This window comes from Kitasatospora sp. NPDC001132 (assembly GCF_053598415.1).
Genome location: NZ_JBSFKF010000023.1, coordinates 91,982 through 113,664, shown reverse-complemented (window position 1 = coordinate 113,664; position 21,683 = coordinate 91,982). Strand labels below are relative to the sequence as shown.

At 73.3% G+C, this 21,683-nt stretch carries 25 protein-coding genes; 16 read left to right on the top strand and 9 right to left on the bottom strand.

The features are described from left to right. Nucleotides 1-37: 37 nt before the first annotated feature. On the bottom strand, nt 38-247 hold the full coding sequence (locus ACWDBE_RS27000; RefSeq protein ID WP_449793087.1) for a hypothetical protein: 210 nt from the start codon (nt 245-247) through the stop codon (nt 38-40). A gap of 184 nt (nt 248-431) precedes the next feature. On the opposite strand from ACWDBE_RS27000, the gene ACWDBE_RS26995 reads away from it, so the two are divergent. Genes ACWDBE_RS26995 through ACWDBE_RS26985 form a run of 3 tightly spaced genes read left to right on the top strand, consistent with a single transcriptional unit; the run spans nt 432 to nt 2,544 of the window. Then, on the top strand, nt 432-953 hold the full coding sequence (locus tag ACWDBE_RS26995; RefSeq protein WP_449793086.1) for a peptidylprolyl isomerase: 522 nt from the start codon (nt 432-434) through the stop codon (nt 951-953). A gap of 5 nt (nt 954-958) precedes the next feature. Further along, nucleotides 959-1,390: a hypothetical protein gene (locus tag ACWDBE_RS26990; protein ID WP_449809345.1), complete on the top strand. Its 432-nt coding sequence runs from the start codon at nt 959-961 to the stop codon at nt 1,388-1,390. Further along, nucleotides 1,387-2,544, top strand: coding sequence for a hypothetical protein (locus tag ACWDBE_RS26985; RefSeq protein ID WP_449809344.1), 1,158 nt, complete (start codon nt 1,387-1,389; stop codon nt 2,542-2,544). Before ACWDBE_RS26990 ends, ACWDBE_RS26985 begins: the two co-directional genes overlap by 4 nt. A 149-nt stretch (nt 2,545-2,693) precedes the next feature. Here the strand turns inward: ACWDBE_RS26985 and ACWDBE_RS26980 are convergent, their stop codons facing one another. The 3 genes from ACWDBE_RS26980 to ACWDBE_RS26970 form a co-directional block, all read right to left on the bottom strand. Beyond that, a complete protein-coding gene (locus ACWDBE_RS26980) occupies nt 2,694-3,227 on the bottom strand; it encodes a ricin-type beta-trefoil lectin domain protein (protein WP_449793083.1) in 534 nt (177 codons plus the stop codon). Between the two features lie 292 nt (nt 3,228-3,519). Further along, nucleotides 3,520-4,059: an RICIN domain-containing protein gene (locus ACWDBE_RS26975; RefSeq protein WP_449809343.1), complete on the bottom strand. Its 540-nt coding sequence runs from the start codon at nt 4,057-4,059 to the stop codon at nt 3,520-3,522. 272 nt (nt 4,060-4,331) lie between these two features. Continuing rightward, entirely contained in the window at nt 4,332-4,886 is a 555-nt protein-coding gene (locus ACWDBE_RS26970) for a hypothetical protein (protein WP_449793081.1), read from the bottom strand. A 203-nt stretch (nt 4,887-5,089) separates the two neighbouring features. Between ACWDBE_RS26970 and ACWDBE_RS26965 the strand changes: the two genes are divergently transcribed. From ACWDBE_RS26965 to ACWDBE_RS26935, 7 genes are all read left to right on the top strand, one after another. Continuing rightward, on the top strand, nt 5,090-5,674 hold the full coding sequence (locus tag ACWDBE_RS26965; RefSeq protein ID WP_449809353.1) for a hypothetical protein: 585 nt from the start codon (nt 5,090-5,092) through the stop codon (nt 5,672-5,674). Further along, nucleotides 5,598-6,128, top strand: a complete 531-nt coding sequence (locus ACWDBE_RS26960; protein WP_402404227.1) for a DUF6879 family protein — start codon at nt 5,598-5,600, stop codon at nt 6,126-6,128. Before ACWDBE_RS26965 ends, ACWDBE_RS26960 begins: the two co-directional genes overlap by 77 nt. A gap of 31 nt (nt 6,129-6,159) precedes the next feature. Further along, nucleotides 6,160-7,008 carry a helix-turn-helix domain-containing protein gene (locus ACWDBE_RS26955; protein WP_449809342.1) on the top strand — a complete coding sequence of 283 codons (849 nt, stop codon included), beginning with the start codon at nt 6,160-6,162 and terminating at the stop codon, nt 7,006-7,008. Nucleotides 7,009-7,142: 134 nt separating this feature from the next. Continuing rightward, nucleotides 7,143-8,597, top strand: coding sequence for an ASCH domain-containing protein (locus ACWDBE_RS26950; RefSeq protein ID WP_449809341.1), 1,455 nt, complete (start codon nt 7,143-7,145; stop codon nt 8,595-8,597). Further along, nucleotides 8,594-9,019: an arsenate-mycothiol transferase ArsC gene (locus tag ACWDBE_RS26945; RefSeq protein WP_449793078.1), complete on the top strand. Its 426-nt coding sequence runs from the start codon at nt 8,594-8,596 to the stop codon at nt 9,017-9,019. The genes ACWDBE_RS26950 and ACWDBE_RS26945 overlap by 4 nt, the downstream gene beginning before the upstream one ends. Nucleotides 9,020-9,206: 187 nt before the next feature. After that, nucleotides 9,207-9,971, top strand: a complete 765-nt coding sequence (locus tag ACWDBE_RS26940; protein ID WP_449793077.1) for a CPBP family intramembrane glutamic endopeptidase — start codon at nt 9,207-9,209, stop codon at nt 9,969-9,971. 100 nt (nt 9,972-10,071) lie between these two features. Then, complete coding sequence (locus ACWDBE_RS26935) at nt 10,072-10,731, top strand: class I SAM-dependent methyltransferase (protein ID WP_449809340.1); 660 nt, start codon at nt 10,072-10,074, stop codon at nt 10,729-10,731. Here the strand turns inward: ACWDBE_RS26935 and ACWDBE_RS26930 are convergent. Continuing rightward, nucleotides 10,704-11,465: a helix-turn-helix domain-containing protein gene (locus ACWDBE_RS26930; RefSeq protein WP_449809339.1), complete on the bottom strand. Its 762-nt coding sequence runs from the start codon at nt 11,463-11,465 to the stop codon at nt 10,704-10,706. The genes ACWDBE_RS26935 and ACWDBE_RS26930 overlap by 28 nt on opposite strands. Further along, nucleotides 11,462-12,097, bottom strand: coding sequence for a hypothetical protein (locus ACWDBE_RS26925; RefSeq protein ID WP_449809338.1), 636 nt, complete (start codon nt 12,095-12,097; stop codon nt 11,462-11,464). The genes ACWDBE_RS26930 and ACWDBE_RS26925 overlap by 4 nt, the downstream gene beginning before the upstream one ends. A 378-nt stretch (nt 12,098-12,475) precedes the next feature. Between ACWDBE_RS26925 and ACWDBE_RS26920 the strand changes: the two genes are divergently transcribed. Together ACWDBE_RS26920 and ACWDBE_RS26915 are read left to right on the top strand one after the other, a co-directional pair. Next, nucleotides 12,476-13,429, top strand: a complete 954-nt coding sequence (locus tag ACWDBE_RS26920) for a hypothetical protein (protein ID WP_449809337.1) — start codon at nt 12,476-12,478, stop codon at nt 13,427-13,429. 52 nt (nt 13,430-13,481) lie between these two features. Next, on the top strand, nt 13,482-14,297 hold the full coding sequence (locus ACWDBE_RS26915) for a hypothetical protein (RefSeq protein WP_449793072.1): 816 nt from the start codon (nt 13,482-13,484) through the stop codon (nt 14,295-14,297). Here the strand turns inward: ACWDBE_RS26915 and ACWDBE_RS26910 are convergent. Further along, entirely contained in the window at nt 14,257-15,567 is a 1,311-nt protein-coding gene (locus tag ACWDBE_RS26910; RefSeq protein ID WP_449809336.1) for an RNA-guided endonuclease InsQ/TnpB family protein, read from the bottom strand. The genes ACWDBE_RS26915 and ACWDBE_RS26910 overlap by 41 nt on opposite strands. A gap of 149 nt (nt 15,568-15,716) precedes the next feature. Here ACWDBE_RS26910 and ACWDBE_RS26905 point away from each other — a divergent pair, with 149 nt between their 5' ends. Both ACWDBE_RS26905 and ACWDBE_RS26900 read left to right on the top strand, forming a co-directional pair. Continuing rightward, complete coding sequence (locus ACWDBE_RS26905; RefSeq protein ID WP_449809335.1) at nt 15,717-16,622, top strand: hypothetical protein; 906 nt, start codon at nt 15,717-15,719, stop codon at nt 16,620-16,622. Next, entirely contained in the window at nt 16,619-17,641 is a 1,023-nt protein-coding gene (locus ACWDBE_RS26900; RefSeq protein ID WP_449809334.1) for a hypothetical protein, read from the top strand. The genes ACWDBE_RS26905 and ACWDBE_RS26900 overlap by 4 nt, the downstream gene beginning before the upstream one ends. A 175-nt stretch (nt 17,642-17,816) precedes the next feature. Here ACWDBE_RS26900 and ACWDBE_RS26895 read toward each other — a convergent pair whose 3' ends face one another. Then, a complete protein-coding gene (locus ACWDBE_RS26895; RefSeq protein WP_449809333.1) occupies nt 17,817-18,908 on the bottom strand; it encodes an endonuclease/exonuclease/phosphatase family protein in 1,092 nt (363 codons plus the stop codon). A gap of 10 nt (nt 18,909-18,918) precedes the next feature. Continuing rightward, the gene (locus ACWDBE_RS26890; protein WP_449809332.1) at nt 18,919-19,566 is read right to left on the bottom strand and encodes a M15 family metallopeptidase; all 648 of its coding nucleotides are present in this window, start codon (nt 19,564-19,566) and stop codon (nt 18,919-18,921) included. A 142-nt stretch (nt 19,567-19,708) separates the two neighbouring features. Here ACWDBE_RS26890 and ACWDBE_RS26885 point away from each other — a divergent pair, with 142 nt between their 5' ends. Together ACWDBE_RS26885 and ACWDBE_RS26880 are read left to right on the top strand one after the other, a co-directional pair. After that, on the top strand, nt 19,709-20,428 hold the full coding sequence (locus tag ACWDBE_RS26885; protein ID WP_449809352.1) for a response regulator transcription factor: 720 nt from the start codon (nt 19,709-19,711) through the stop codon (nt 20,426-20,428). Next, nucleotides 20,425-21,555: a sensor histidine kinase gene (locus ACWDBE_RS26880; protein ID WP_449809331.1), complete on the top strand. Its 1,131-nt coding sequence runs from the start codon at nt 20,425-20,427 to the stop codon at nt 21,553-21,555. The genes ACWDBE_RS26885 and ACWDBE_RS26880 overlap by 4 nt, the downstream gene beginning before the upstream one ends. The last annotated feature ends 128 nt before the right edge of the window (nt 21,556-21,683 follow it).

Below are 21,683 nucleotides of genomic sequence, written 5' to 3'. Positions count from 1 at the left end.
GACGCGCCGCGTCCGGCACCGCTGCGGGGGCCGCGCCTCAGTCGCCGTCCCCGCCGTTGCCGCCGCCGCCCACCCGGCGGGGCCGGTTGCGCTGGTAGCCGCGCACCGCCCGCCCGGCGCCGAGGGTGAGCGCCGCGACCACCCGGGCCCAGCGCGGCCCGCCCCGGTCGGCCCACACCACGCAGCCGCACCCCGCGACGACCAGGACCAGCACCCCCACCAGAACCGCGCCGACCACCACGACCACCTGCTCTCTCCCGCGAAGCCCTCCGTACGTTTGACGGGCGGATCGTCCCACCCGGTTCGGACGCGCGGGCGCACGCTGTGCCAGGATGCGGTAGCCGAACGGCCCAGGCCATCGCATCGGCCGTCCGCCGCAACACCCGTACTGCCCCGCACCGCCCGTACCAGCCGCACCCGAGGAGTCACCCGTGGCCACTGCCCGGTTCGCCACCCTGCACACCACGGCGGGCCCGATCCGCCTGGAGCTGTTCCCGTTCCACGCGCCGAAGACGGTCCGCAACTTCACCGAACTCGCCGAGGGCACCCGGGAGTACACCGACCCGCGCACCGGCGAGCCGGGCCAGGGCCCGTACTACGACGGCACGCTCTTCCACCGGGTGATCGCGGGCTTCATGATCCAGGGCGGCGACCCGACCGGCACCGGCACCGGCGGCCCCGGCTACTCCTTCGCCGACGAGTTCCACCCGGAGCTGTTCTTCACCAAGCCCTACCTGCTCGCGATGGCCAACGCCGGCCCGGGCACCAACGGCTCCCAGTTCTTCATCACGGTCGGTACCCCCACCCACCTCAACCGCCGCCACACCATCTTCGGCCAGGTCGCCGACGCCGCCTCCAAGGCCGTCGTCGACGCGATCGCCACCACCCCCACCGCGGACGAGCGCCCGCTCGAGGACGTGGTGATCACCTCGGTCGAGATCGAGCACTCCTGACCCCGGTGGCACCCGCCCGGCCCTTCTTCCCGCCCCGCCCGGTCCGCGGCGTACGGGCCCGCTACGTCCGCCAGGCGGGCTGCCCGGGCGACGTCGCGATCGTCACCGTGGACTTCGAGCCCTGGGAGGAGGGCCTGCACCTGGAGTCCGCCCCGGACGCCACCGTCGACGGCGGCCCGGACCCCGAGGACCTGGAGCGCTTCCACGCCGCCCTCGCCGAGGGCGTGAGCGCCGAGCTGGCCGAGCAACTGCCCGGCGTCCCCCTGGCGTTGGCGCTGGTGGTGCACCACACCGTCGTCCACCTGGTGGACTCGCGCGAGCACTCCTTCCGCACCGCCGGACGCCTGGCGGTGCGGGAGGCGCTGGCCCGCCTGGACGGCGGAGCCGAACGGGACGCACGGTCCGCGCACAGTCCGGGCAGGGGCGTCGGCCGGTGACACGGACACACCCCGCCGCACGCGCCTTCGCACCCGCCCCCGGCTGGGCCGCGCTGACCTCGGTCGGCGAAGTCGACGAGGAGACAGGCACCGCCTGGCTGACCGGACTCGGCTTCAACCGCGCCGCGCCCACCGACCTGCTCCTACGGCTCCTGGACGCCGGCCGGCCCTGGTTCCTGTACCGCGAGGACCTGCCCGAAGCCGTCCTGGACGCCGCCGTCGTCCACCCGGACCGGCAGGTCCGCGTCACCGCCGCCGAGGCCGGCCACCTGTCACCGGCCCAGTGGGAGCGCCTCATCGCCGCCAAGCCCGGGGCGCTCCGGTGCGGGCTGTTCGCGGAGCTCGCCGAGCAGCACCTGAACGCCCGCAAGCGCCCGGGCGGCGGCCGCGGCATCGCCCGCGCCCCGCACCCCGACGCCGTGCCGCCCGCCACCCCCGAGGAGATCGAGGCGATGGCCGCCGAGGTCCCCGACATCGAGCCCGACGGGTTCTCCTCGGCCCTGTGGTGGGTCGGCGCCCTGCACCAGGACGCCGCGGCCATGCGCCGCCTCGCCGCCTCCCCGAAACTCCTGATCCGCCGCAGCGTCGCCAGGGCACCGCACCTGCCCGCCGACGTGGCGGCCCTGCTCGCCCGCGACGAGGACCGCGTGGTGCGGCTCTTCCTGGCCGAGTCCTGCGACGACGCCCCGCCCGCGATGCTGCTGGAGGTGGCGGCCTGGTGGGACGGAAGCCTCTCCTTCCCCGGCCGCCCCCGCAACCACCCCAACTTCCCCCGCGCCGGCCTGCTGCGCCTCGCGGCGGACCCGAACCCGCGCCTGCGGGTGCTCGCGCTCGACGACCCGGCCTCCACCGCCGCTCACGTCGACCGGCTCGCCCGGGACGCCGACCCGGGCGTGCGCCGCGGCGCCGCCGGCGACCCGCGGATCGCCCCCGAGGCCCTGGTCCGGCTGGCCGCCGACCCCGACCTGGGCGTGCGGCGGCACGCGCTGGCCAACCCGGTGCTGCCGGCGGCCGAGCTGGCGACGCGTCTGCTCGACCCGTGCAGCGCCGAAGCCGCCGCCCGCAACCCCGGCGTCCCCGCCGAGGTCATGCACCGCATGGTCACCCTCGCGACCGCGTGCCCGGAAGACCCGTCGGCCCGGGGGAGCGGCTGAACTCCCCCGGGCCGACAGGCTGCGTCGACGGGCTACTCGAGCGGTCGGGTCACTTCGGGGGCGTTCACGCACGCGGCCCTGCCCGACCGGGGGTCGGGCAGGGCCGCGGGCTGGGCCGACGTGCTACGGGGTCGGCGCTCGTCCAGGGATCAGCGCCCCGGGGGCACCGCGGCCCAGTGCTGGGCGAAGGTCGAGGTGTAGATCCTGACGGTGACCTCGGTGCCGATGGTCGCGCCCCCGGTGAGGTAGAGGGCGGGGCGGGCCGTGAGCGAGACCGTGAACCTGCCCTCCGACCAGTAGCGCACGTTCCACTGCTGGTTCACGTTGTTCTTGTCGCAGGTCTGGAGGGTGACGGGGCTCCCGGCGCCGCTGGTCGGCGCGGTCAGACACGTGCCCGTCGCCCTGTTCTCGATGAGCTGCTTGCCGGTGGGGCCGCTCATGCTCCAGAACTGGCGGTTGTTGTTCGGCTCGCGGTCGGCCATGACGACCGTGCCGCTGCTGTTGACCTCCATCGTCTTCACGACGCTGGGCTGGGTCGGTGGCAGGACTTCGAGCCGGAACCAGGCCCCGGTCTGCAGGGTCGGCGGGGCGGCCGGCGGGGTGGCTGCCGCGGCCAGGCCGGGGGTGCCGGCCAGCAGGGCCGTGGCGATGGCCGCGGTCGCGATGCGCTTGGCAGGAGACATGGTTGTCACTCCCATGTGGGTTGTCCCTTGTGGGGTGTCCGAGAGGTGTACGGGATCCTCGGCGGATGGCGTCGGAGGCCCTGGGGGTCGCGGGGCCGGGCCGGGGGGTCGCCCGAGGGTGCCGGATCGCTACCGCCCAGGCTGCCGGGCCTGCGGGGCCCGGGGGCCCGGCGGTGCCTCGTGCCCGCCCGACCAGGCCGGCCAGATGTCCGGCGGCCCGCAGATCAGCGGGAAAGCGCAGGTCACGGGCGCGCCGTGGGCGTCGAAGGGGTTCACCGGGGGCGGGGGACCGCTACTTCACGGAGCGGATGAACCACTGCTGGTTGTGCTCCGCCACGTAGAGCCGCAGGACGGCCTTGCTGCCGGCTTGCGCGCTCCCGGTGAGAGCGAGAGCGGGGTGGTCCCGGGGCGAGATCTCGACCTGTCCGGACGTCACGTGGTGCACGTCCCACCGCTGGTGCGGGTTGTTCCTGTCGCAGGCCTGGAGGGTGACGGGGTCCTGCGTGTTACTCGGCGCGGTCAGGCACGTGCCCGTCGCCCGGTTCTTGACGAGCGGCAGCCCGCCGATGGTGCTCAGGCTCCACTGCTGGCGTTCGCTCTCGGGGTTGGGAACGGCCACGACGGCCCTGCCGCCGCTGTCGACGTCCAGGTGCCTGGCCGGGGTGTTGTTCGGGTAGATCCTGAACTGGTACCAGGTCGTGGCCTGTTGGGACGGCCGGGCGGTCGGCGGGGTGGTGGCTGCCGCGGCCAGGCCGGGGGTGCCGGCCAGCAGCACGGCGGTGACGGCCGCGGTCGCGACGCGCTTGGCGGGAGACAGGGTGATCGCTCTCATGTGGGTTGTCCCTTGTGGGGTGTCCGAGAGGTCGGCGGGCTCGTCCGCGGATGGCGTCGGAAGCCCTGGCGGATCACGGGGCGGTTGCCACACGTGCCCGAGGGGGGCGGATCGCTCACCGCCCGGCTGTCGGGCCTCCGCAGGCCCAGCGGGCACGACGATGCCTCGTACCCACCCGATGACCAGGCTAGCCAGATGCCCGGCCGCCCGCAGCTCAGCGGGAAAGCACAGGTCACGGGCGTACGGGCGGGAGGGGCCGCAGGCAGCGGGCATCAGCAGGTGGGGCAGCCGGGAACGGCCGGAATCTCCGGGGCGGTGTCGTCGCCGCGGAGCCAGTCGGTGAGCCACTGCGCGAGGGTGAGGTCCTGCGGTGCCAGCCAGTGGCGGTCGCAGGCGTTCTCGTCCCCGCCCCACATGCGGCCTTCTCGGGTGCTGAGGTCGATGCACCACCAGATGACGCCGCCGAGGGTCGCCAGCGGAAGCACGTTGCGCGGATGGAACTCGTCCTCCCCGGACGGTTGGGAGATCCACTGCCGGTAGAGGGTCATCAGGGACGTCTCGTTGCTGAACCGCTGCTTGGTGTCGGTCAGCGACACCACGCCGCACGGCACGCTGCCGCGACGGCGCAGGGCGCCGCCGTAGGGGCCGAAGCCCCCGTTGGCCGCCTCGCAGTAGATCCTCCGCAGCAGCGGCTGCATCGGAAACCCGGTGAGGGCCTCGAACTCGTCCGCGGCCTGTGCCGGTGCGGGGCGGGGGAGGCGGCGGGCCTCGGCGAAGTCGCGGATCCTCGCGACGATCTCGTCATCGGTCCAGGTGGGTGAAGTCACGGAGGAACCGTAGCGGCAGTCGTCGGCACCGCTGTCAGCGGCGGCGGGCGCGACCGCGCCCGGGAGTGCTGCCGCCCGCCCGCTACCTGGACCAGGAGGTGCCGCCGGACGGCCGCGGGGCAGCACGTCGGTGCCGGTGCGCCCGGGAGTTCCGACGGGCGCTGTTGCGGCAGGCGGCCGGTCAGGGGCGTGCGGAGGGCGCGTTGAGCAGCGCGATGCCGGTGGGGGTGGCGACATGGGCGGTCGACTGGCGGTCCCGGTGGGTGTCGATCAGGCCCGCGTTGCGCAGTGTCGTGGCGTGCTCGCTGGCGCTGGCCTTGGCGATGCCGACGAGCGCGGCGAGTTGTTGGGTCGAGCAGCCCGGGTTTCATCAGGAGATGAAACGCCTGACAAGGCGGCCTCGAGCGCGGGATGCTGGCAGGCACGTCAACTCCGGGCGCAAGGATTCGCAAGCTTATGCGACAGGAGAGGTAGCCATGGGCCTAGAGTTCTTCGGAATCGACCCTGAGACCAACGAGGAAGGCTCGCCCACCGTCTGGGCGGACGTGGCTCAGCGTCGGCTCGTGATCCAGAGCGACACCGTCACCGGGGCCGAGTTCGCGGAAGTCAACGAGACCGAGTGGGTTGCCGGGCACAAGGTCGGCGTACCCGACCACGAGTCCGTGATCAGTATCCCCGAGCGAATGATCCCCATCATCAGGAAGGCTTGCGATGCCATCGAACGTGCCGGACTTCAGGACCCTGCTCCGGGAGACGAAGAAGTCGGCCGTGCATCTGGAGATGCGTGATCAGTACAGCGTCGGCGACGAGGCCGACCAGTTCGCCGCATGGAAGGCCGGACACCGGTACTCCCTGGAGAACCGGGCCGAGTGGTGGCATCCGTTCCATGACTTCGTGGTGGAGACCATCGCCCGTGGGGTGACGATCCGGCGTGCCCGGATCGTGTCGGAGCCTGTCACCGAGTACATCCGCTACGAGCACTCCCACACGTTCACCAACATCGCGGCCGGTGAGCAGATCCGATGGCTGCCCCGGAGCCGGGCGCTGGACCTCGCGTTGCCAGGAGCCGACTTCTGGTTGTTCGACAGCCGGATCGTGCGGTTCAACCTGTTCACGGGCGACGGTGAGTGGGCTACTCCCCGGAACGTGATGACCGAGGAACCGGCCACCGTGGATCTGTGCGCGAAGGCTTTCGAGGCCGTGTGGGAACGAGCAGTACCCCACGAGGACTTCGAGGTCTGAGCCAGCTCCGAACCGCCCGGGTGGACAGCACATGCCATCGTCGTCTTCGTCCAGCGTCGTCGCCGCACGGAAGGCCATCGCCGACCAACTGGTCGAGATCCGCAAGGACGCCGGACTCAAGGGGAGCGAGCTGTCCGCCCTGTGCGGTTGGCATCCGGCCAAGACCTCTCGCATCCAGTCCGGCAAGGCCGCCCCGTCGGAAGACGACATAAGGGTCTGGTGCACGGCCTGCGGCGCCGGCGACCGGATCCCCGACCTGATCGCGGCATCCCGCGCCGCCGATTCGATGTACCAGGAGTGGAGGCGCCGGAACAGCTCCGGCATGAGGCTCGCGCAAGAGAAGGTCATCAGCGACTACGAGCGCACGAGGCTCTTCCGGATCTACGTCTCCAACGTGCTCCCCGGCTTCTTCCAGACCGCCGAGTACGCCACGGCGCTCATGCAGTCCATCACGGACTTCCAGGGCACCCCGAACGACGTCGCAGCGGCCGTACCGGCGCGCTTGGCTCGGGCACGGCTCATGTGCACGGGGACGCACCGGTTCGCGGTCCTGATCGAAGAGTGGGTGTTGCGAACCAGGATCGGCAGTGCGGAGGACATGGCCGCTCAGCTCCGCCACCTGCTCACGTTGATGTCGCTGCCCTCCGTCTCCATCGGGATCATCCCGGCCGGCGGCCCGCGAGTCATCTGGCCGCTTGAGGCCTTCTACCTCTTCGACGATCAGCGGGTGGCGGTGGAGACCCTGACGGCGAAGGTCAACGTGCTCCAGCCCAGAGAGATCACCGACTACATCCGGGCCTTCGTGGGCCTGTCGGGCATGGCCGTGTACGGGGCGCAGGCCAGGGCGCTGATCCTCGATGCCGTTGACTCTTTGGAGTGACGAACCGCAAGAAGGCGCAAGTTCGTTGAGAGCACCGCACCGGGGTCCCTACGGTCTATCACGCACCCCGCCGCCGGCCGGTGCTCTCGCACCACCTCACCCGCCGTACCATCACGACCCGAGGGAGGCGCACCATGACCACCTCCGCGTTCCGGTCCCCGAACACGGTGCTCGCCAACGCCGTCGAGGACGCCGTGGACGTCCTGCGGCCGCGCATCTCTGACTCCGACATCGAGAACGTCAGCTTCTCCGTGGGCACCCAGATCAACGGGCACCCGCACCTCGGAACCCACCTCGTCCAGAGCCTCGCCTTCCTCCTCGCGGAGCGCGCCCGCGACGAGTTCGGCCTCGACACCGGCGTGGAGTTCTGCGCGCTCGACAACTCCCCGGCGGAGACGACCAACGTCGACGGGCGCCGCTACCAGCGGGCCTACGACCACCACCTGGGCGCCGACGAGATCTCGTCGCTCATCGCCCGGCACTACCTGCCGCTGTTCGACGCCTGCAGCGCCCGGACGAACGTGCCGTACACGGTCACCACCTACACCCGCCAGCAGGACACCCCGGCCTTCCGGGCCGAGTTCCTGCGGACGCTGGAACTCCTCGACGAGATTGGCGCCTGGCTCTCGCCGAACAGCGGCACCGCGCACATCCGGCTGCCCTGCCCCGACTGCGGATGGGCGGAGAAGTACGCGGACCGGACGCGGCTGCTGGAACTGGACGACGTCGGCGGCCTGTTCGAGGCGCACTGCTTCGAACACGGCCGCCACGAAGCCGACATCACCCCGATGGGCGGCGGCTACCTCGACCTCGCCACGCTCTACCGCAACGTCGTCAAGGAACGCTCCTACCGGCCCGGCGACCGCACCCTGCACGTCATGGTCAAGGGCGGCGACTGGGCCTTCGGGTGCCAGCTCGTCGACGGCGCGCACGCCGCCCTCGGCCCGCCGGCCGGACCCCTGCCCGTCCGGATCTTCACCCCCCAGATCCTCGGCAGCGACGGCGGAAAGCTCTCGAAGAGCCTGCTGCGCGAAGCCGCCGACGCCGGACCCGCCCGGGACGACACCACCCCCGCGTGGCTGCTCGACCCCTCGGCCTGGCCCGGCACCCGAGAGGACTACGTCGAAGCGCTGACGGGCCTTGGCGAACTCGTGCTGAGCGACCCCAGGCACTTCTTCCGGTCCTACACCACAACCGCATTGGAAGACCTGATGAGCACCCGCCGGCCCGCCACGCACGACTCCCAGGCCAAGCGCCCCCGCACCATGCCGATCTACCGGCAGTACTTCGACCTGATCGCCAAGGGCGAGAAGACCGTCGAGGTCCGCGTCGCCTACGAGTCCATGAAGCGGATCAGGGTCGGAGACCTGATCAACTTCACCTGCCGCGAGTCCAGTTGCCTGACCAGGGTCACACGGATCGGGAAGTACCGCACCTTCAGGGAGATGTTCGGCACCGAGCGGGTGGAAGCCGTCAACCCCCACGCCACCGAGGCCGAACAGCTCGAGGCGATCCACGCCATCTTCCCGCCCCACAAGGAGGCGCTGGGCGTGCTCACCTTCGAGATCGAACGGGTGGACCCCCGGTGAGTTCTCCGCGCCGCCGCAACGTCCTGGTGATCTGCAAGGGCAACCACTGCCGGTCCCCGATCGCCGCGCTGATCCTCGCCCAGCAGGCCGGTGGCACCCTCGACGTGCGCTCGGCCGGCACCAGGGACTGGCATGTCGGCAAGCCCGCCCATCCGCTGATGATCCAGGCCGCCGCCGGGTTCGGCTACGACCTGACCGCGCACCGCGGCGTCCTCCTCGACCGGCAGCAGCTCGACTGGGCGGACGACCTGCTCGCCGTGGACGACGAGACCGCCGACACCGTCCGGGCCCTCGCCGGGCCCGACCGGCCCGTGCGCGTCCTCGGCACCGGCATCACCGACCCGTGGGGCGGCGAACTGGAGGACTACGTCCGGGCCGTCGCGGAGATCCACGACGCGGCCCGGCTGTTCCACACCGCCTGATCGGCACGACACCGACCTCTTGCCGGGCGGGCCCGCGGGGCGCGCGGGGCCGCCCGGCCTCTGCTCGGTGTGCTGGGCTCGGACTTGTTCGTCCAGGGTCCTTCCGTCTGGGGGAGTATGGCGGCTGGGTGCTTCCAACTCGGCTGAACTGACGCTGACTTGGCTTCTTCCCGCCTACCATCGAGGCGTGCTGACGCGATGGGGGAGCCGGGTGCGCCGGAACCCGGTGCTGGGGGCGGTCGGGGTTGCGGTCCTCTGGCAGGCGACGATCGTGGTGGTGGCGAAGTCGCTGCCGCCGATGGAGCCCGGATGGTTCCCGCAGTTGGGGCCGACCGTGGTCAACCTGGCGGGTGCGGTGGTGGTGCTGGTGCTGCTCCGAGCCTGGGGTATGTCGGCAGCCAGCGGGGTGACGAGCCTTGGCGTCATGGCGCGTTGGCCGGCTCTGCTGCCGGTGGCGGCGCTGGCGGGCCTGGCGGCGCTGCCCGGGATCGAGGGCAGTACGGCGACCCTGGTGGGCGGGGTGGCGCTGATGCTCAGCATCGGGGTCAGCGAGGAACTGGGCAGCCGGGCACTGGTGCTGGAGGTCGCGCGGCCACTCGGCCCGGTGCGTGCGGCGGGGCTGACGGCGGTGCTGTTCGGGGTCGGGCACCTCGACAACTGGCTGTTCTTCGACGCCCCCCTGGGCAACACGCTGTGGCAGGTGGTGGAGGCCGGTGCGTTCGGCTTCTGCCTGTGCGGCGCGCGCCTGTACATCGGGAGCATCTGGCCGCTGGTCCTGGTGCACGGGCTGTCCGACTACCTGCAGATCTACTCGCCCGGGAAGACGCCCGATTGGCTGCAGGCACTGGGCGTCGTCGTCGACCTGGCGCTGGGACTGGTACTGCTGCTCCGAGCTCCGACGGTGCCAGTTCCTGGCCCTCCGGAAACGGTGCGCCCCCCGGCCCAATCCTGAAGTGCTCCCTCGGGCTTGCCCCGCGGAGCACGCGGGGCCGCCCCAGAGCGCGAGCGAATCGTTCAAGACTCCGCCCCAAGCGGCCGCCCACACTGGCCGGATGACCACGACCGACACCTTCACCCCCGCCGCCGGGCGCCTCGCCCTCGGGCTCTACGACCCGATCGTCTCGCTCACCCGCGAACGCCTCTGGCGCAGCCTGCTCGCCATGCACGCCGCCCCCCGGCCCGGCGACCTGATCGTCGACGTCGGCTGCGGCACCGGCTCCCTCGCGCTCCTGCTGAACCGGGCCGAACCCCAGGCCACCGTCATCGGCGTCGACCCCGACCCCGCCGTGCTGCGCCTGGCCCGCCGCAAGGCCGCCGCGGCGGGCGGCACCGCCGACTTCCGCAACGGCATGGGCGACGCGGTGGACGGCCTGGTCGGCCCCGGGACGGCCGACACCGTCGTCTCCAGCCTCGTCCTGCACCAGTGCCCGCTCCCCATGAAGCAGGCGATCCTCACCGCCATGCACCGAACCCTGCGCCCCGGCGGCAAGTTGGTGATCGCCGACTACGGCAAGCAACGCACGCCGGCGATGCGCCTGGCCTTCCGGATCGTCCAACTCGTCGACGGGAAGCAGGACACCCAGCCCAACGCCGACGGCATCCTGCCCCGGCTGATCGCCGAGGCGGGCTTCGAGAACGTGCGCGAGGTGGAGACCGTCGCGACGGTGACCGGGTCGCTGTCCTTCTACACCGCGCGGCGGGCCGGCGGCTGAACGCCCGCGCACCCGACGTCCACCCCGCGCAGGGCGGGCAGCACCTGCGCGGGTGTCAACCCGGTCAACTCCCGCATCCAGCGGGTGAAATGGGCCTGGTCGGCGAACCCGCCCGCAGCCGCCGCCTGCGCCGGCGAGCACCCGTCGCGGAGGGCCAGCGCCGCCCGGGACAGCCGCTGCCAGCTGCGCCAGCGTGCCAGCGGCACCCCCAACTGCCGCTGCGCCAGGGCCCGCAGGCGCTGCGGGGACAGCCCCACCCGCGCGGCGAGACCCTCCAGCGGCACCTGGTCGTCGGCCAGCGCCGCCATCGCCGTCCGCAGCCTCGGGTCCAGCCCGGTGGCGGGCAGCCCGCCACCGGGCCGGACCTCCCGCTCGGTCAGGCCGTGCCACTGCGGGGCCACGGTGACGCCCTCGCCGCAGTCCTGGCGCAGCCGGTCGGCGAAGGCGCAGTGCGGGTCGACGAAGAAGACCAGCACCTCCCGGACCGGGCGCATCCGGTGGCGCACCATCGGCGGCACCACGATCGCGGGACCGCGGTGGCGCTGCCCCGCCGCGTCGTCGATCGCCACCCGTGCGGCGCGCTCGCCGGCGGCCCCGCCCGCCTGCCCGCCCGCGACGGCGACCTGGAAGGCGGCGTGCCGGTGGAAGGCGCTGTCCGCCAGCGGCCCCCGGTACAGCGCGTACCCGGGGACGACGGCGAACCGCGGCCCGGCCCCGGGCGTCGCCGCCCTCACAGGCCCGCCTCCCGGGCCCGCCCGGCCAGGCGGACGGCGAAGTACGGCGCGGCGGCCAGCGCGAGCAGGGCCGACGCGCTCCAGAACGGGCCCCCCAGCGGGCTCGGCCGGCCGGTGACCATCCGCCCGCCGTCCTCCAGCCGGACCCGGGTCTCCTGGCCGTCCGGGTACGGCTCGTCGACCGGGCGCTCCTCGTCGAACTGCCGTCCGTCCACGCTCCAACGGTAGGTGCAGCCGTACGTCCTGGCGCCCAGGCCGCCGCCCTCCACCGGCAGTCGGCCCGTCACCCGGCAGTGCGTCACCACCGCCGGCACGCTGCGCGGCTCGTGCGCCCGCACCCGGACGGTGTGGACGGCCTGGGCCGCCGCGAACGCCGCACCCCAGGCGGCGGTCAGCAGCAGCACCGCCCACAGGCAGATCGCCGTGTACGCGCCGCGGCCGGCCCTGCGGCGCAGCGGGACCGACGCAGCCACGCCCACCGCCAGTGCGGCGGCGCACAGCCACGCCGGCCGCCCGTCCACCGGTTCGTCCTGCGACCACGCCCACACCGCCGGCACCCCGGCGGCGGCCGGCACCGCGAGCGCCGCCGCGGCCGTCCGCGCCCACCGGCGGTCGCGTTCCTTGCCCGCCACGGCTCGTCCCCCTTCCTCCCCGGTTCCCCTTCCCGGTTCCCCTGCCCGTTTCCGACGCCGTGGCGGCCCGGCGAGCGGGTCCTCGTGCCGAGCGGTGACGGGAGCGCGGCATCGTCACGGGCCGGGGCGGGGGAGCCGGTGTTCGAATCGATGTGTCGACTCTGTGTCATCACCGCAGGACAGCGGCCCATTGCGGTTCGATCACGGTGTGTCCGATTCGTCGAACATTGGGGGAAAGTGTGGTGGTTGATTTTGTTGGCAGTGGTGTCGGCGGCCTCTCATAATTCCTGCCGACACGTGTGACGGAAGCCCCGGAGAACCCCGATGGGGGAGTGGGGCCCGCGCGTGCGATTCCGCATTCTTCCTGGGGGGATCCCTTTGCCCGAGCCCGAGAACGAGGGCGCCGCCGCCGGGCCACCGGCACCGGCCGAACCGGCTGTCGCCGACACCGCTGCCGAGGCCGCTGTTGCGGGTGTCGCCGCCGACGGCGCTGCTGCTGACGTCACCGACGCCACCGACGCCGCTGCCGACGCCGTCGCGCCCGCGCCGGAGCAGGTGCCCGTACCGCAGCCCGCCCCGCGCCGGCTGCCGCGCGCCGTGGGCGTCGCGCTGGCCACCGCCGGCCTGCTCGCCGTCACCGCGGCCAGCGCCGCCGTGACGGTCGCCGTCGGCAAGCCCGACGCCCGTCCGGCCGTGGCCGCCTCCGCCCCGCCGAAGGCGGCGAGTGCGAGTGCCAGTGCCAGCGCGAGTGCGACGCCCTCGGCCGAGCCCGTCCCGGTGCCCACCGCCGTCCCGGCCGAACCCGCCCCGGCCAGCACCGTCAAGGGCACGGTCAAGAACGGCCAGCACGAGGGCGACCTGCGCTATTTCCTGCTCCCCATCCCGGCCGGCGGCGAGTCCTACGGCCCCGCGGACGGGATGGCCCTGACCAACGACGACGTCTCCGCGCTCTTCGGCAAGCAGGACGGCATCATGGACATCCTCGGCTCGTACGGCTACAAGGGCGGCGCCACCCGGATGTACCGGACCGCCGACGGCAAGGCCGAAGTCACCGTGACCATCCTGCAGTTCGGCTCCACCGCGATGGCGCGCGACTTCGTCAAGGGCTACAAGATCAAGTCGCTGGAGCCGTTCGACATCGACGGCGACCCGGGCGGCCACGGCTACCTGCAGACCCCCAAGCACGAGTCGTACACCGGCTCGATGAGCGGCATCTCCAGCCAGGGCGACGTCCAGTACACGATCGACGTCGACGTGAAGGGGACACCCGACAAGGCACTGCTGAACGAGCTGATGAAGCGCCAGCGCGAGTGGCTCACCACCGGCGGCTGAGCCCGGCTCCCGTCCGCCCGCCCTTTCCCTTCCTTCCTCTGGAGCCACTTTCGTGACCACCGAACCCGCGGAGCCGTCGCCCGCCGTTCCGCCGCCGCCCGCGGCCCCGCCCGTCGCACCGCCCCTCGCCGTGGACAACAGCGAACCCTCCCTCCCCGACGGGCAGTTGACGGCCGAGGCCGGCCCCGCCCCGCGCGCCCCGCGCCGCCCCCGGCCCGTGCTGCTGAGCGCCTGCGCCCTGGTGCTGGGCACCCTGGTCGGCGGCGGCGTCGGCTACGCCGTGCAGGCCCAGCGCCCGCCCACGCCGCTGCCGCCGCTCCAGGTCGCCCGCCCGTCCTACCCGGCCGACACCGTCGACCCGGCCGCCCTCGCCGCCGAGCAGCCCAAGCCGCTCGCCATCGACGGCGACCTGACCAAGCTGCTGATCAGCGCCCCCGAGGGCAGCACCCCCTGGGGTGACTTCCCGGACAAGCCGGCCTGGATCTCGATCGGCGAACTCGCCGAGGAGAGCGGCACCGAGGCCAAGGTGTTCAAGGAGCTCGCCTCCAGCGGCTTCCGGCGCGCGGCCGAGGTGGCCTGGAAGAAGGACGACGTCCGCTACCGCGTCACGCTGATCCAGTACACCGCCGACCACGCCGACATGGCCAAGTCCCTCACCTGGCCGGCCTTCGCGGACGGCGCCAGCGGCGGCTACAAGGTGGACGGCATCCGCTACCCGTGGGCGGACAGCAACGACTCGTACTACCTCGGCGAGGCCTACGCCAAGCGCGGCCCGCTGCAGATGAAGGTCGAGGTCTTCGGCGCCCAGCCGGTGAACCCCGACATCCTCAAGGACATCGCCAAGCGGCAGTGGGAGCGGCTGGTTTGACGTCCTCCTCGTGCTGAAGCACGGGGATTCCGGCTGCGCCCGCGGCACGGGGCTTGCGCCCGGTGCCGCCGACGCTCCGGTGGGTTCCTGTTTCCACGGGCCGTGCCGGGCGTGGGATTGCCACGCCGGGGCTCACCGGCCCTCCGCAGGCGTTCAGCCTGTCCGCCCGCCCGGCGGCCAGGATGTTTCGAGCAGCATTGAGGTCGCGATCGTGAGAGGTGCCGCACGCGCCACACGTCCACATGCGGACGCCCAGCGGCTTGGGCCCGTCCAAGGTCCCGCACGTGGAGCACACCTGCGACGTGGGTTGGTACCGGCCGATCACACCGATGTGTCGTCCGTACCGCATGGCCTTTTCCTCAAGGAGACGCCGGAAGGTGGACCATCCGGCGTCGTGGACGGACTTGGCCAGGCGGGTGCGGGCGAGACCGTGCACGTTCAGATCTTCCAGGTACACCGCTTGGGTTTCGCGGATGATCCTGGTCGTCTGTTTGTGCAGCCAGTCCATGCGGGTGTCGGCCACTTCGGCGTGCGCTTTGGCGACCTTGCGCCGGGCTTTCGCCCGGTTCTTCGATCCCTTGGCCTTGCGGGACAGAGCCCGCTGGGCGGCCTTCAACCGGCGCTCCGCTTTTCGCAGAAAGCGCGGGTTGTCGATCACTGTGCCGTCCGAGAGAACGGCATAGGTGGTCAAACCCAGGTCGACTCCGATCTCGGTGTCCAACTCGGGAAGATGCCGGTGTTCGACGTCCACGACGAAGCCGGCGTGGTAGCGGCCGGAGGGATCGAGAATCACCGTCACGGACGAGGGGTCGGAGGGCAGGAGCCGGGACCACTTGACCCGGACGTCACCGATCTTGGCAAGATTCAGCTTGCCGTTGGACCGCAGGCGGAACCCGTTCCGGGAGAACCGCAGCGACTGCCGGTTGTCCTTGCGGGACTTGAACACAGGCGGGCCCACCGGGCGAGCGACACGCTTGCCGGACTTCGAATCGAAGTAGTTCCGGTAGGCGCTGTCCAGGTCGCGAAGGGACGACTGCAAGGCGTCCACCGAAACCGACCCAAGCCACGACCTGGCAACGGTCTTCTTCGCCTCCGTGATCACAGCTTTGGCCAAAGCGCCAGACGGGATGTTCGACCGGTCCGTCTTCCACGCCTGCTTCCGCAGGGCGAGCGCATCGTTGTAGACCATCCGCACGCACCCGAACGTGCGTGCCAAAGCCCGGCGTTGACCCTCCGTCGGATAGATGCGATAGGAGTACCTGAGATACACGGGACCAGCCTGCCAGCAGGCACTGACAATCACCTGTGGCCACCTGTACGGCGGTCCGTTCCAGCGGCGAAACGCCGTTCCCTGACCTGCCTCGTAGGCAGTCCGTTTCCTCCCCAGGCCAAAGCCGGGGGTATCCACGGAGGTCCCCGATGAACGACGACACCGTGACCGCCGCACCCGCCCCGGGCCCGCCCGAGCCGGCGCCCGGCGCCGTGACCGTCGACCCCGCGACGCCGGTCGACCCCGCGACGCCGGTCGACCCCGCGATGCCGGTCGCCCCCGCTTCGCTCGCCGACCCCGCCGGGCCCGCCGGGCCGGGCCCCGCGTCCCGCCGGCTGCTGCGCGCGGGTGCCGCGACCGCCGCGGCCGCGCTGGTCGGCGTGGCCATCGGCATCGGCATCATCAAGACCCAGTACGACGACCCCGCGCAGGCCACCGCCGCCCCGTCCACCGCTCCCGCCCCCACCGCGACCGCCACGCCGTACGGCGCCAAGTCCAACGGCAGCCACTTCGGCTCGCTGCGGGACCTGCTGCTGCCCGTCCCGGCCGGCTACGAACTCGGCCCGGACGACGGCGGCTACGGCAACGACGCCGAGCTGAACGGCGAGCAGCTGTCCGCCGAGCTGGAGTCCGACCTCCAGCAACTCCCCAAGGAGAAGCGCGACAAGATGCGCTCCTACTGGGAGAGCATGCACGTCAAGGCCACCGGTGTGCGCACCTACCGGGCCGCCGGGGACGACCTGGTGGTGGGCCTGCGGCTGCGCCAGTTCAACCAGCAGGAAGTGCAGCGGATCAACGAGTACACCGCGGTCTTCACCGGCGACACCGGCCTGTTCCGGATCGGCCCGGCCATCCCCGGCCACCCCGAGGCGCACTGCTACCTGATGCCCGCGCCGCCGTCCGCCCCGATCGACTACCTGGAGTGCTCGGCCGCCGAGGGCGACCTCCTGGTGATCATGAGCGCCGAGGGCGTGGCGCCGCTGCCCAAGGACAAGATCGTCGCCCTCTTCACCCTCCAGCTCGACCGCCTCGCCCGCCCGGGAGCGTCCGTATGACCGACCACGCCACCCCGCCGCCCGCGCCCGAGAGCGTGCCCGCGCCCGGGAGCGCTCCCGAGGCGGATCCGGTCCTGCCGGCGCTCGCCGAGCCCGTCGCCGCCCCCGAAGCCCCCGAAGCCCCCGAAGCCCCCGTGGACCCCGCCGTCCTCGCGGAGCAGGCGGCCCGCCGCACCCGCCGCCGCAAGGCCGCGGTGCGCTGGAGCTGCGCAGCCCTGGTGTTCGCCCTCGCCGGCACCGGCACCGCCCTGGCCGTCACCGCGCCCGATCGCACCGACCTGCCGGGCCTGGCCACCGCGAGCGACGGCCGCTACACCTTCGCGCCGCTGACCCTGCCGCCCCTGCCCGCCGGGAAGAACGCCCCGGACGGCCGGGGCGCGTCCCTGCACCACGCGGACCTGCGCCACCTGCTGCTGCCCGCCCCCAAGGAGGCGGGCGGCTCCCTGACCCCGCCCGTCTTCCCGGCCCCCACCCCGGCGCCCACCGCCTCGGGTTCGCCCACCGCCTCCCCGGCGCCGACCCCCTCGGCCTCCGCCGCCGCGCCCTCCGCCACGCCCGCTGCCGGCTCCGAGGTCGGCCCGTGGGTGCCCTGCGACGCGCTCGCCGACGAGCAGCAGGACCCGGTCAAGACCCGGATCCTGCTGCTGGAGGACGCCTGCCGCGCGGCCACCGTCCGGGAGTGGACCGCCTCCGACGGCACCCGCACCCAGATCCGGCTGCTGCGCTTCGGCTCCTCCAAGGAGTCCTGGGACGCCTTCGCCGACCTGCGCGGCAAGGGCCGCCCCAAGGCCGCGGCCGACACCAAGAGCACCCCCCACGACGACTGGGACACCCTCGACGGCGTCAGCCTCACCACCGTGGAGTCCACCGCGGCCGGCACCAAGGGCACCCCGACCGCCCGGGTCGCCTACCTCTCCGCCTCCGACCTCCTCGCCGTCATCACCATGACCAACCCCGCCGGCGTCCCGATCGCGCCGTTCCGACAGGTCGTCACCCTCCAGTCGGACCTCCTGGCCTGATCCTGCTTCGGCCACCGGGCCGGTTCCCCCTCGGGGGAGCCGGCCCGGCCGCGTTCCCCGCCGTGTTTCCCCGGGCCGCTCGTCCCCGCCTCCTGGAACAAGATCGTCACGCCGCGCTCGCGGCGGCCCGGCTGCGGCTGGTCGCCCGACCGGGGCCGGCCGGCGAGGTCCGCCGCTACGCCGACAGCCGTGCCGCCACCGGGCGGTGGTCGCTGGGCGTGACGGGGAGCGTCCAGGTGGCGGTGGCGGCCAGGCCCCGGGTGAGGACGTGGTCGATGCGGACCAGGGGGAGGGCGGCCGGCCAGCTGAAGCCGAAACCGAAGCCCACACCGGACCCGGAGTCGCCACGGGCCACGGTGAGGCGGCTGGCGAGCGGGGCGAGCGCCCGGTCGTCCGCGGCGGTGTTGAGGTCGCCCAACAGCAGGACCCGGCGCAGCGGTTCGGCGTCCAGCGCCCGGGCGAGGGCGGCGATGTCACGGTCGCGGTGGGCGGTGGCGAAGCCGGTGACGCCGGCCCGTACCGAGGCGAGGTGGGCGACGTACACGGCCAACGGCCCACCGGGAGCGCTGACTTCGGCCCGCAGGGAACGGTTCCAGCCCGGGTCGATGACCAGCCGCCGGGACTCCGTCACCGGGTAGCGGCTCCACAGCGCGACGGTGCCGGTGCGGGCGTGGTGGGGCAGCGCCCGCTCCAGCACGTCCCGGTAGGCGGGCAGGGCCGCGTCGGTGACCTCCTCCAGCGCGACCAGGTCCGGCCCGGCGGCCAGCAGGGCCCGGGCGGTGCCGGCCGGGTCCGGGTTGGCGGCGTTCACGTTGTGGGTGACCACCGTCAGCCCCGGCCCGCCGGCCCCGCCCCCCGTCGGCGCCGGACCGCCGGACAGCAGCACCGGCCCGAACACCACCGCCCACACCACGGCCAGCACCCCGCCCGCACAGGCCGCCACCGGCGCCCGGCGCAGCGCCGCGCACAGCAGCGCCGCCACCGCCACCAGGCCGCTCCACGGCAGGGCGCTCTCCCACAGGCCGCCCAGGCCCAGGCCGAGGTCCGGCACCAGGCGGTGGCCGCCGAGGGCGAGGGCGGTCAGCAGCCCGAGCACGGCGGGCACGCACCCGCGCCGCCACATCGGTACGGCCCGCCACCGGGGCGCGGCGCGCCGGGCGGGCGCGGTAGGCCGGGCGGGTGCGGTACGCCGGGCGGGTGCGGTGCGCCAGGCGGGTGCGAGCCGGCGCCGGGGCGGCCGGGAGTCCTCGACAGGGGTGTCGGTCACGGTGCGCCCCTCACCCTGCGGCGTCCGGCAGCGGAGCCGGGCAGGTCCCGCCCGGCCGGGTGAGCAGCTCGAAGTGCCAGATCTCGTTGTCGTACACCTGGCACAGCCCGTACCGGGCGCCGTGCTGGATCAGCCAGTAGTCCGCGTTGGTCGGCCCGACGTCCACCGCCTTGCCGGAGACGTGCGCGGACTTCTCCGGCGTGTTGACGAACCTGCGGGCCTGCTCCACGCTCCCGTACCTGCTCACCGCCTTGTCCAGCAGCCGCTGCTGGTAGGCCTTGTTGCGCCAGCCGGAGGTGACGGTCATCTCGATGCCCTCGGCCCGGGCGTCGCCGGCCGCCCGCCGCAGGGCCTCCAGCAGTGGCCCGTCCAGGTTGCGCACGGCCGGGGCCTCGGTGTCGAAGGGGCTCAGCGTCCGGCCGTCGGGTATCTCCCCGTCCGCCTCGCCGCCGGTCGCGGTGGGCTGGGCGGTGACGGTGGCCGCCAGGGAGCGCAGGACGGCCCCGGTGCGCGGCGGGTCGGCGGCGCACGCCCCGGCCAGGGCCAGCACCGCCGCCGCGGAGGCGCCCGCGGCCAGCCGCCGCTGTTTGCCCTGAGCCACCGCCGCCGCCGCGGCCCGCGTCTGGTCCGCCGTCTGAGTCGTCCGTGTCGGGTTCATTCCCGCCTCCCGGTGTGTTCGTCCGTTGCCGGACCATTGGAGGAGGCGCGGTGTTGCGAGGACGTCTGCGCAGGTCGATACGTTTTCGATACACCCCATGGGGTCCAATGAGGTGCGAACGGCGACGACGGGAGAACGGCACGTGCGGGTCCTGGTGGTGGAGGACGAGATCTACCTCGCGGAGGCGGTCCAGGCCGGCCTGCGGCTGGAGGCGATCGCCTGCGACATCGTCACCGACGGCGACGCGGCGCTGGAGCGCTTGGCCGTCCACAGCTACGACGTCGTCGTCCTCGACCGCGACATCCCCGGCACCCACGGCGACGACGTCTGCCGCAGCATCGTCGAGCGCGCCCTGGGCTGCCGGGTGCTGATGCTCACCGCCGCCGCCCGCCTGAACGAGAAGGTCGCCGGCTTCGAACTCGGCGCCGACGACTACCTCACCAAGCCCTTCGACCTCGCCGAACTCGTCGTACGGCTGCGCTCGCTGGCCCGCCGCCCCGCCCAGGCCGCCCCGCCCGTCCTGGAGTACGCCGGGCTGCGCCTGGACTCCTTCCGCCGCGAGGTCTACCGGGACGGCCGCTACGTGGGCCTGTCCCGCAAGCAGTTCGCCGTCCTGGAGGTCCTGATGACGGCGCGCGGCGGCGTCATCAGCGCCGAGGACCTGCTGGAACGCGCCTGGGACGAGAACGCCGACCCCTTCACCAACGCCGTCCGCATCACCATCTCCGGCCTGCGCAAACGCCTCGGCGACCCGTGGGTGATCCACACCGTGCCGGGGGTCGGCTACCGCCTCGCCGACCCCTTCGTCGACCCCGGTACTGCCCCCGGCGCCGATACCACCCCCGGTGAGGGCACCCGGTGACCGCACGCAAACGGCCCCACCGCCTCACCGCCCGGATGCGGCTGACCCTCAGCTACACCCTCTTCGCCGTCACCGCCGGGCTCCTCTCCCTCGCCGTCGTCTACGTCGGCATGCGCTACGTCCCCAACTACCCCCTCACCTCCTCCAACCCCCGCTACCGCTCCGACGCCCCCTCCCGCCAGGAGATCCTGCACTCCCTGCTCACCGCCAGCGGCTACGCCCTGGCCCTGCTGACCGCCGTCGGCCTGGTCGGCGGCTGGCTGATCGCCGGCCGGGTGCTGCGCCCGCTGCAGGACATCACCCGCGCCGCCCACCGCGCCGCGAGCGGGGCGCTGGAACACCGCATCGCCCTCGCCGGGCCGCGCGACGAGTTCACCGACCTCTCCGACGCCTTCGACGAGATGCTGGCGCGCCTCCAGCGCTCCTTCGAGGCCCAGCAGCGCTTCGCCGCCAACGCCTCCCACGAACTGCGCACCCCGCTGGCGATCACCCACACCCTGCTCCAGGTCGCCGCCGCCGACCCGGCCGGCCAGGACTGGCGCCTGCTCGTCACCCGCCTCCAGGACACCAACCGGCGCGCCATCGAGATCAGCGAGGCCCTGCTCCAACTCGCCGACCTCGGCAACGCCCCGCCCGACCTCGCCCCCACCGACCTCGCCACTGCCACGGGCGAGGCGCTGGCCGCCGTCCGCGACGAGGCCGAGGACCTCGGCATCACCCTCACCGCCGACCTGCGCCCCGCCCCGACCACCGGCAACGCGGTGCTGCTGCGTCAGACGGCCGTCAACCTGCTGCACAACGCCCTGCGGCACAACCTGCCGGCCGGGGCCGGCGGGCGGGTCACCGTCGCCACCGGGGCCGACCCCGAGCGGCCCGGGCGGGTGCACCTCACCGTCGCCAACACCGGCCCGCAGCTGACGGCGGAGGCCGTGGTCACCTTCACCGAACCGTTCCTGCGCGGGCGCGGCCGCACCGCCCAGACCGACCCGTCCCGCCGCGGCCACGGCCTGGGCCTGGCCATCGTCGCCGCCGTCGCGGAGGCCCACCACGGGGAACTCCACCTGACCCCCGAACCGTCCGGCGGTCTGCGGGTGACGCTCAGCCTGCCCGGCCCGGCGGAGGAGTAGGGGCTCCCTCGACGGACTGCCCGACCGCTGGGGCCCTGCCGCCCGGGCCGCCCGACCGTTGGGGCCCTGCCGCCTGGTCGGTTCGTCTGCCCGACTCTCCCGCCTGGCCGCCGGGACCCTGCCGCCTG

Excerpts from the sequence above, each read along its gene's own strand:
- ACWDBE_RS26960 (WP_402404227.1), top strand. The coding sequence starts at position 5,598 with ATGCCATCGAACGTGCCGGACTTCAGGACCCTGCTCCGGGAGACGAAG.
- ACWDBE_RS26890 (WP_449809332.1), bottom strand. The coding sequence starts at position 19,566 with ATGAACCCGACACGGACGACTCAGACGGCGGACCAGACGCGGGCCGCG.
- ACWDBE_RS26905 (WP_449809335.1), top strand. The coding sequence starts at position 15,717 with ATGAACGACGACACCGTGACCGCCGCACCCGCCCCGGGCCCGCCCGAG.
- ACWDBE_RS26955 (WP_449809342.1), top strand. The coding sequence starts at position 6,160 with ATGCCATCGTCGTCTTCGTCCAGCGTCGTCGCCGCACGGAAGGCCATC.
- ACWDBE_RS26900 (WP_449809334.1), top strand. The coding sequence starts at position 16,619 with ATGACCGACCACGCCACCCCGCCGCCCGCGCCCGAGAGCGTGCCCGCG.
- ACWDBE_RS26975 (WP_449809343.1), bottom strand. The coding sequence starts at position 4,059 with ATGAGAGCGATCACCCTGTCTCCCGCCAAGCGCGTCGCGACCGCGGCC.
- ACWDBE_RS26950 (WP_449809341.1), top strand. The coding sequence starts at position 7,143 with ATGACCACCTCCGCGTTCCGGTCCCCGAACACGGTGCTCGCCAACGCC.
- ACWDBE_RS26935 (WP_449809340.1), top strand. The coding sequence starts at position 10,072 with ATGACCACGACCGACACCTTCACCCCCGCCGCCGGGCGCCTCGCCCTC.
- ACWDBE_RS26980 (WP_449793083.1), bottom strand. The coding sequence starts at position 3,227 with ATGTCTCCTGCCAAGCGCATCGCGACCGCGGCCATCGCCACGGCCCTG.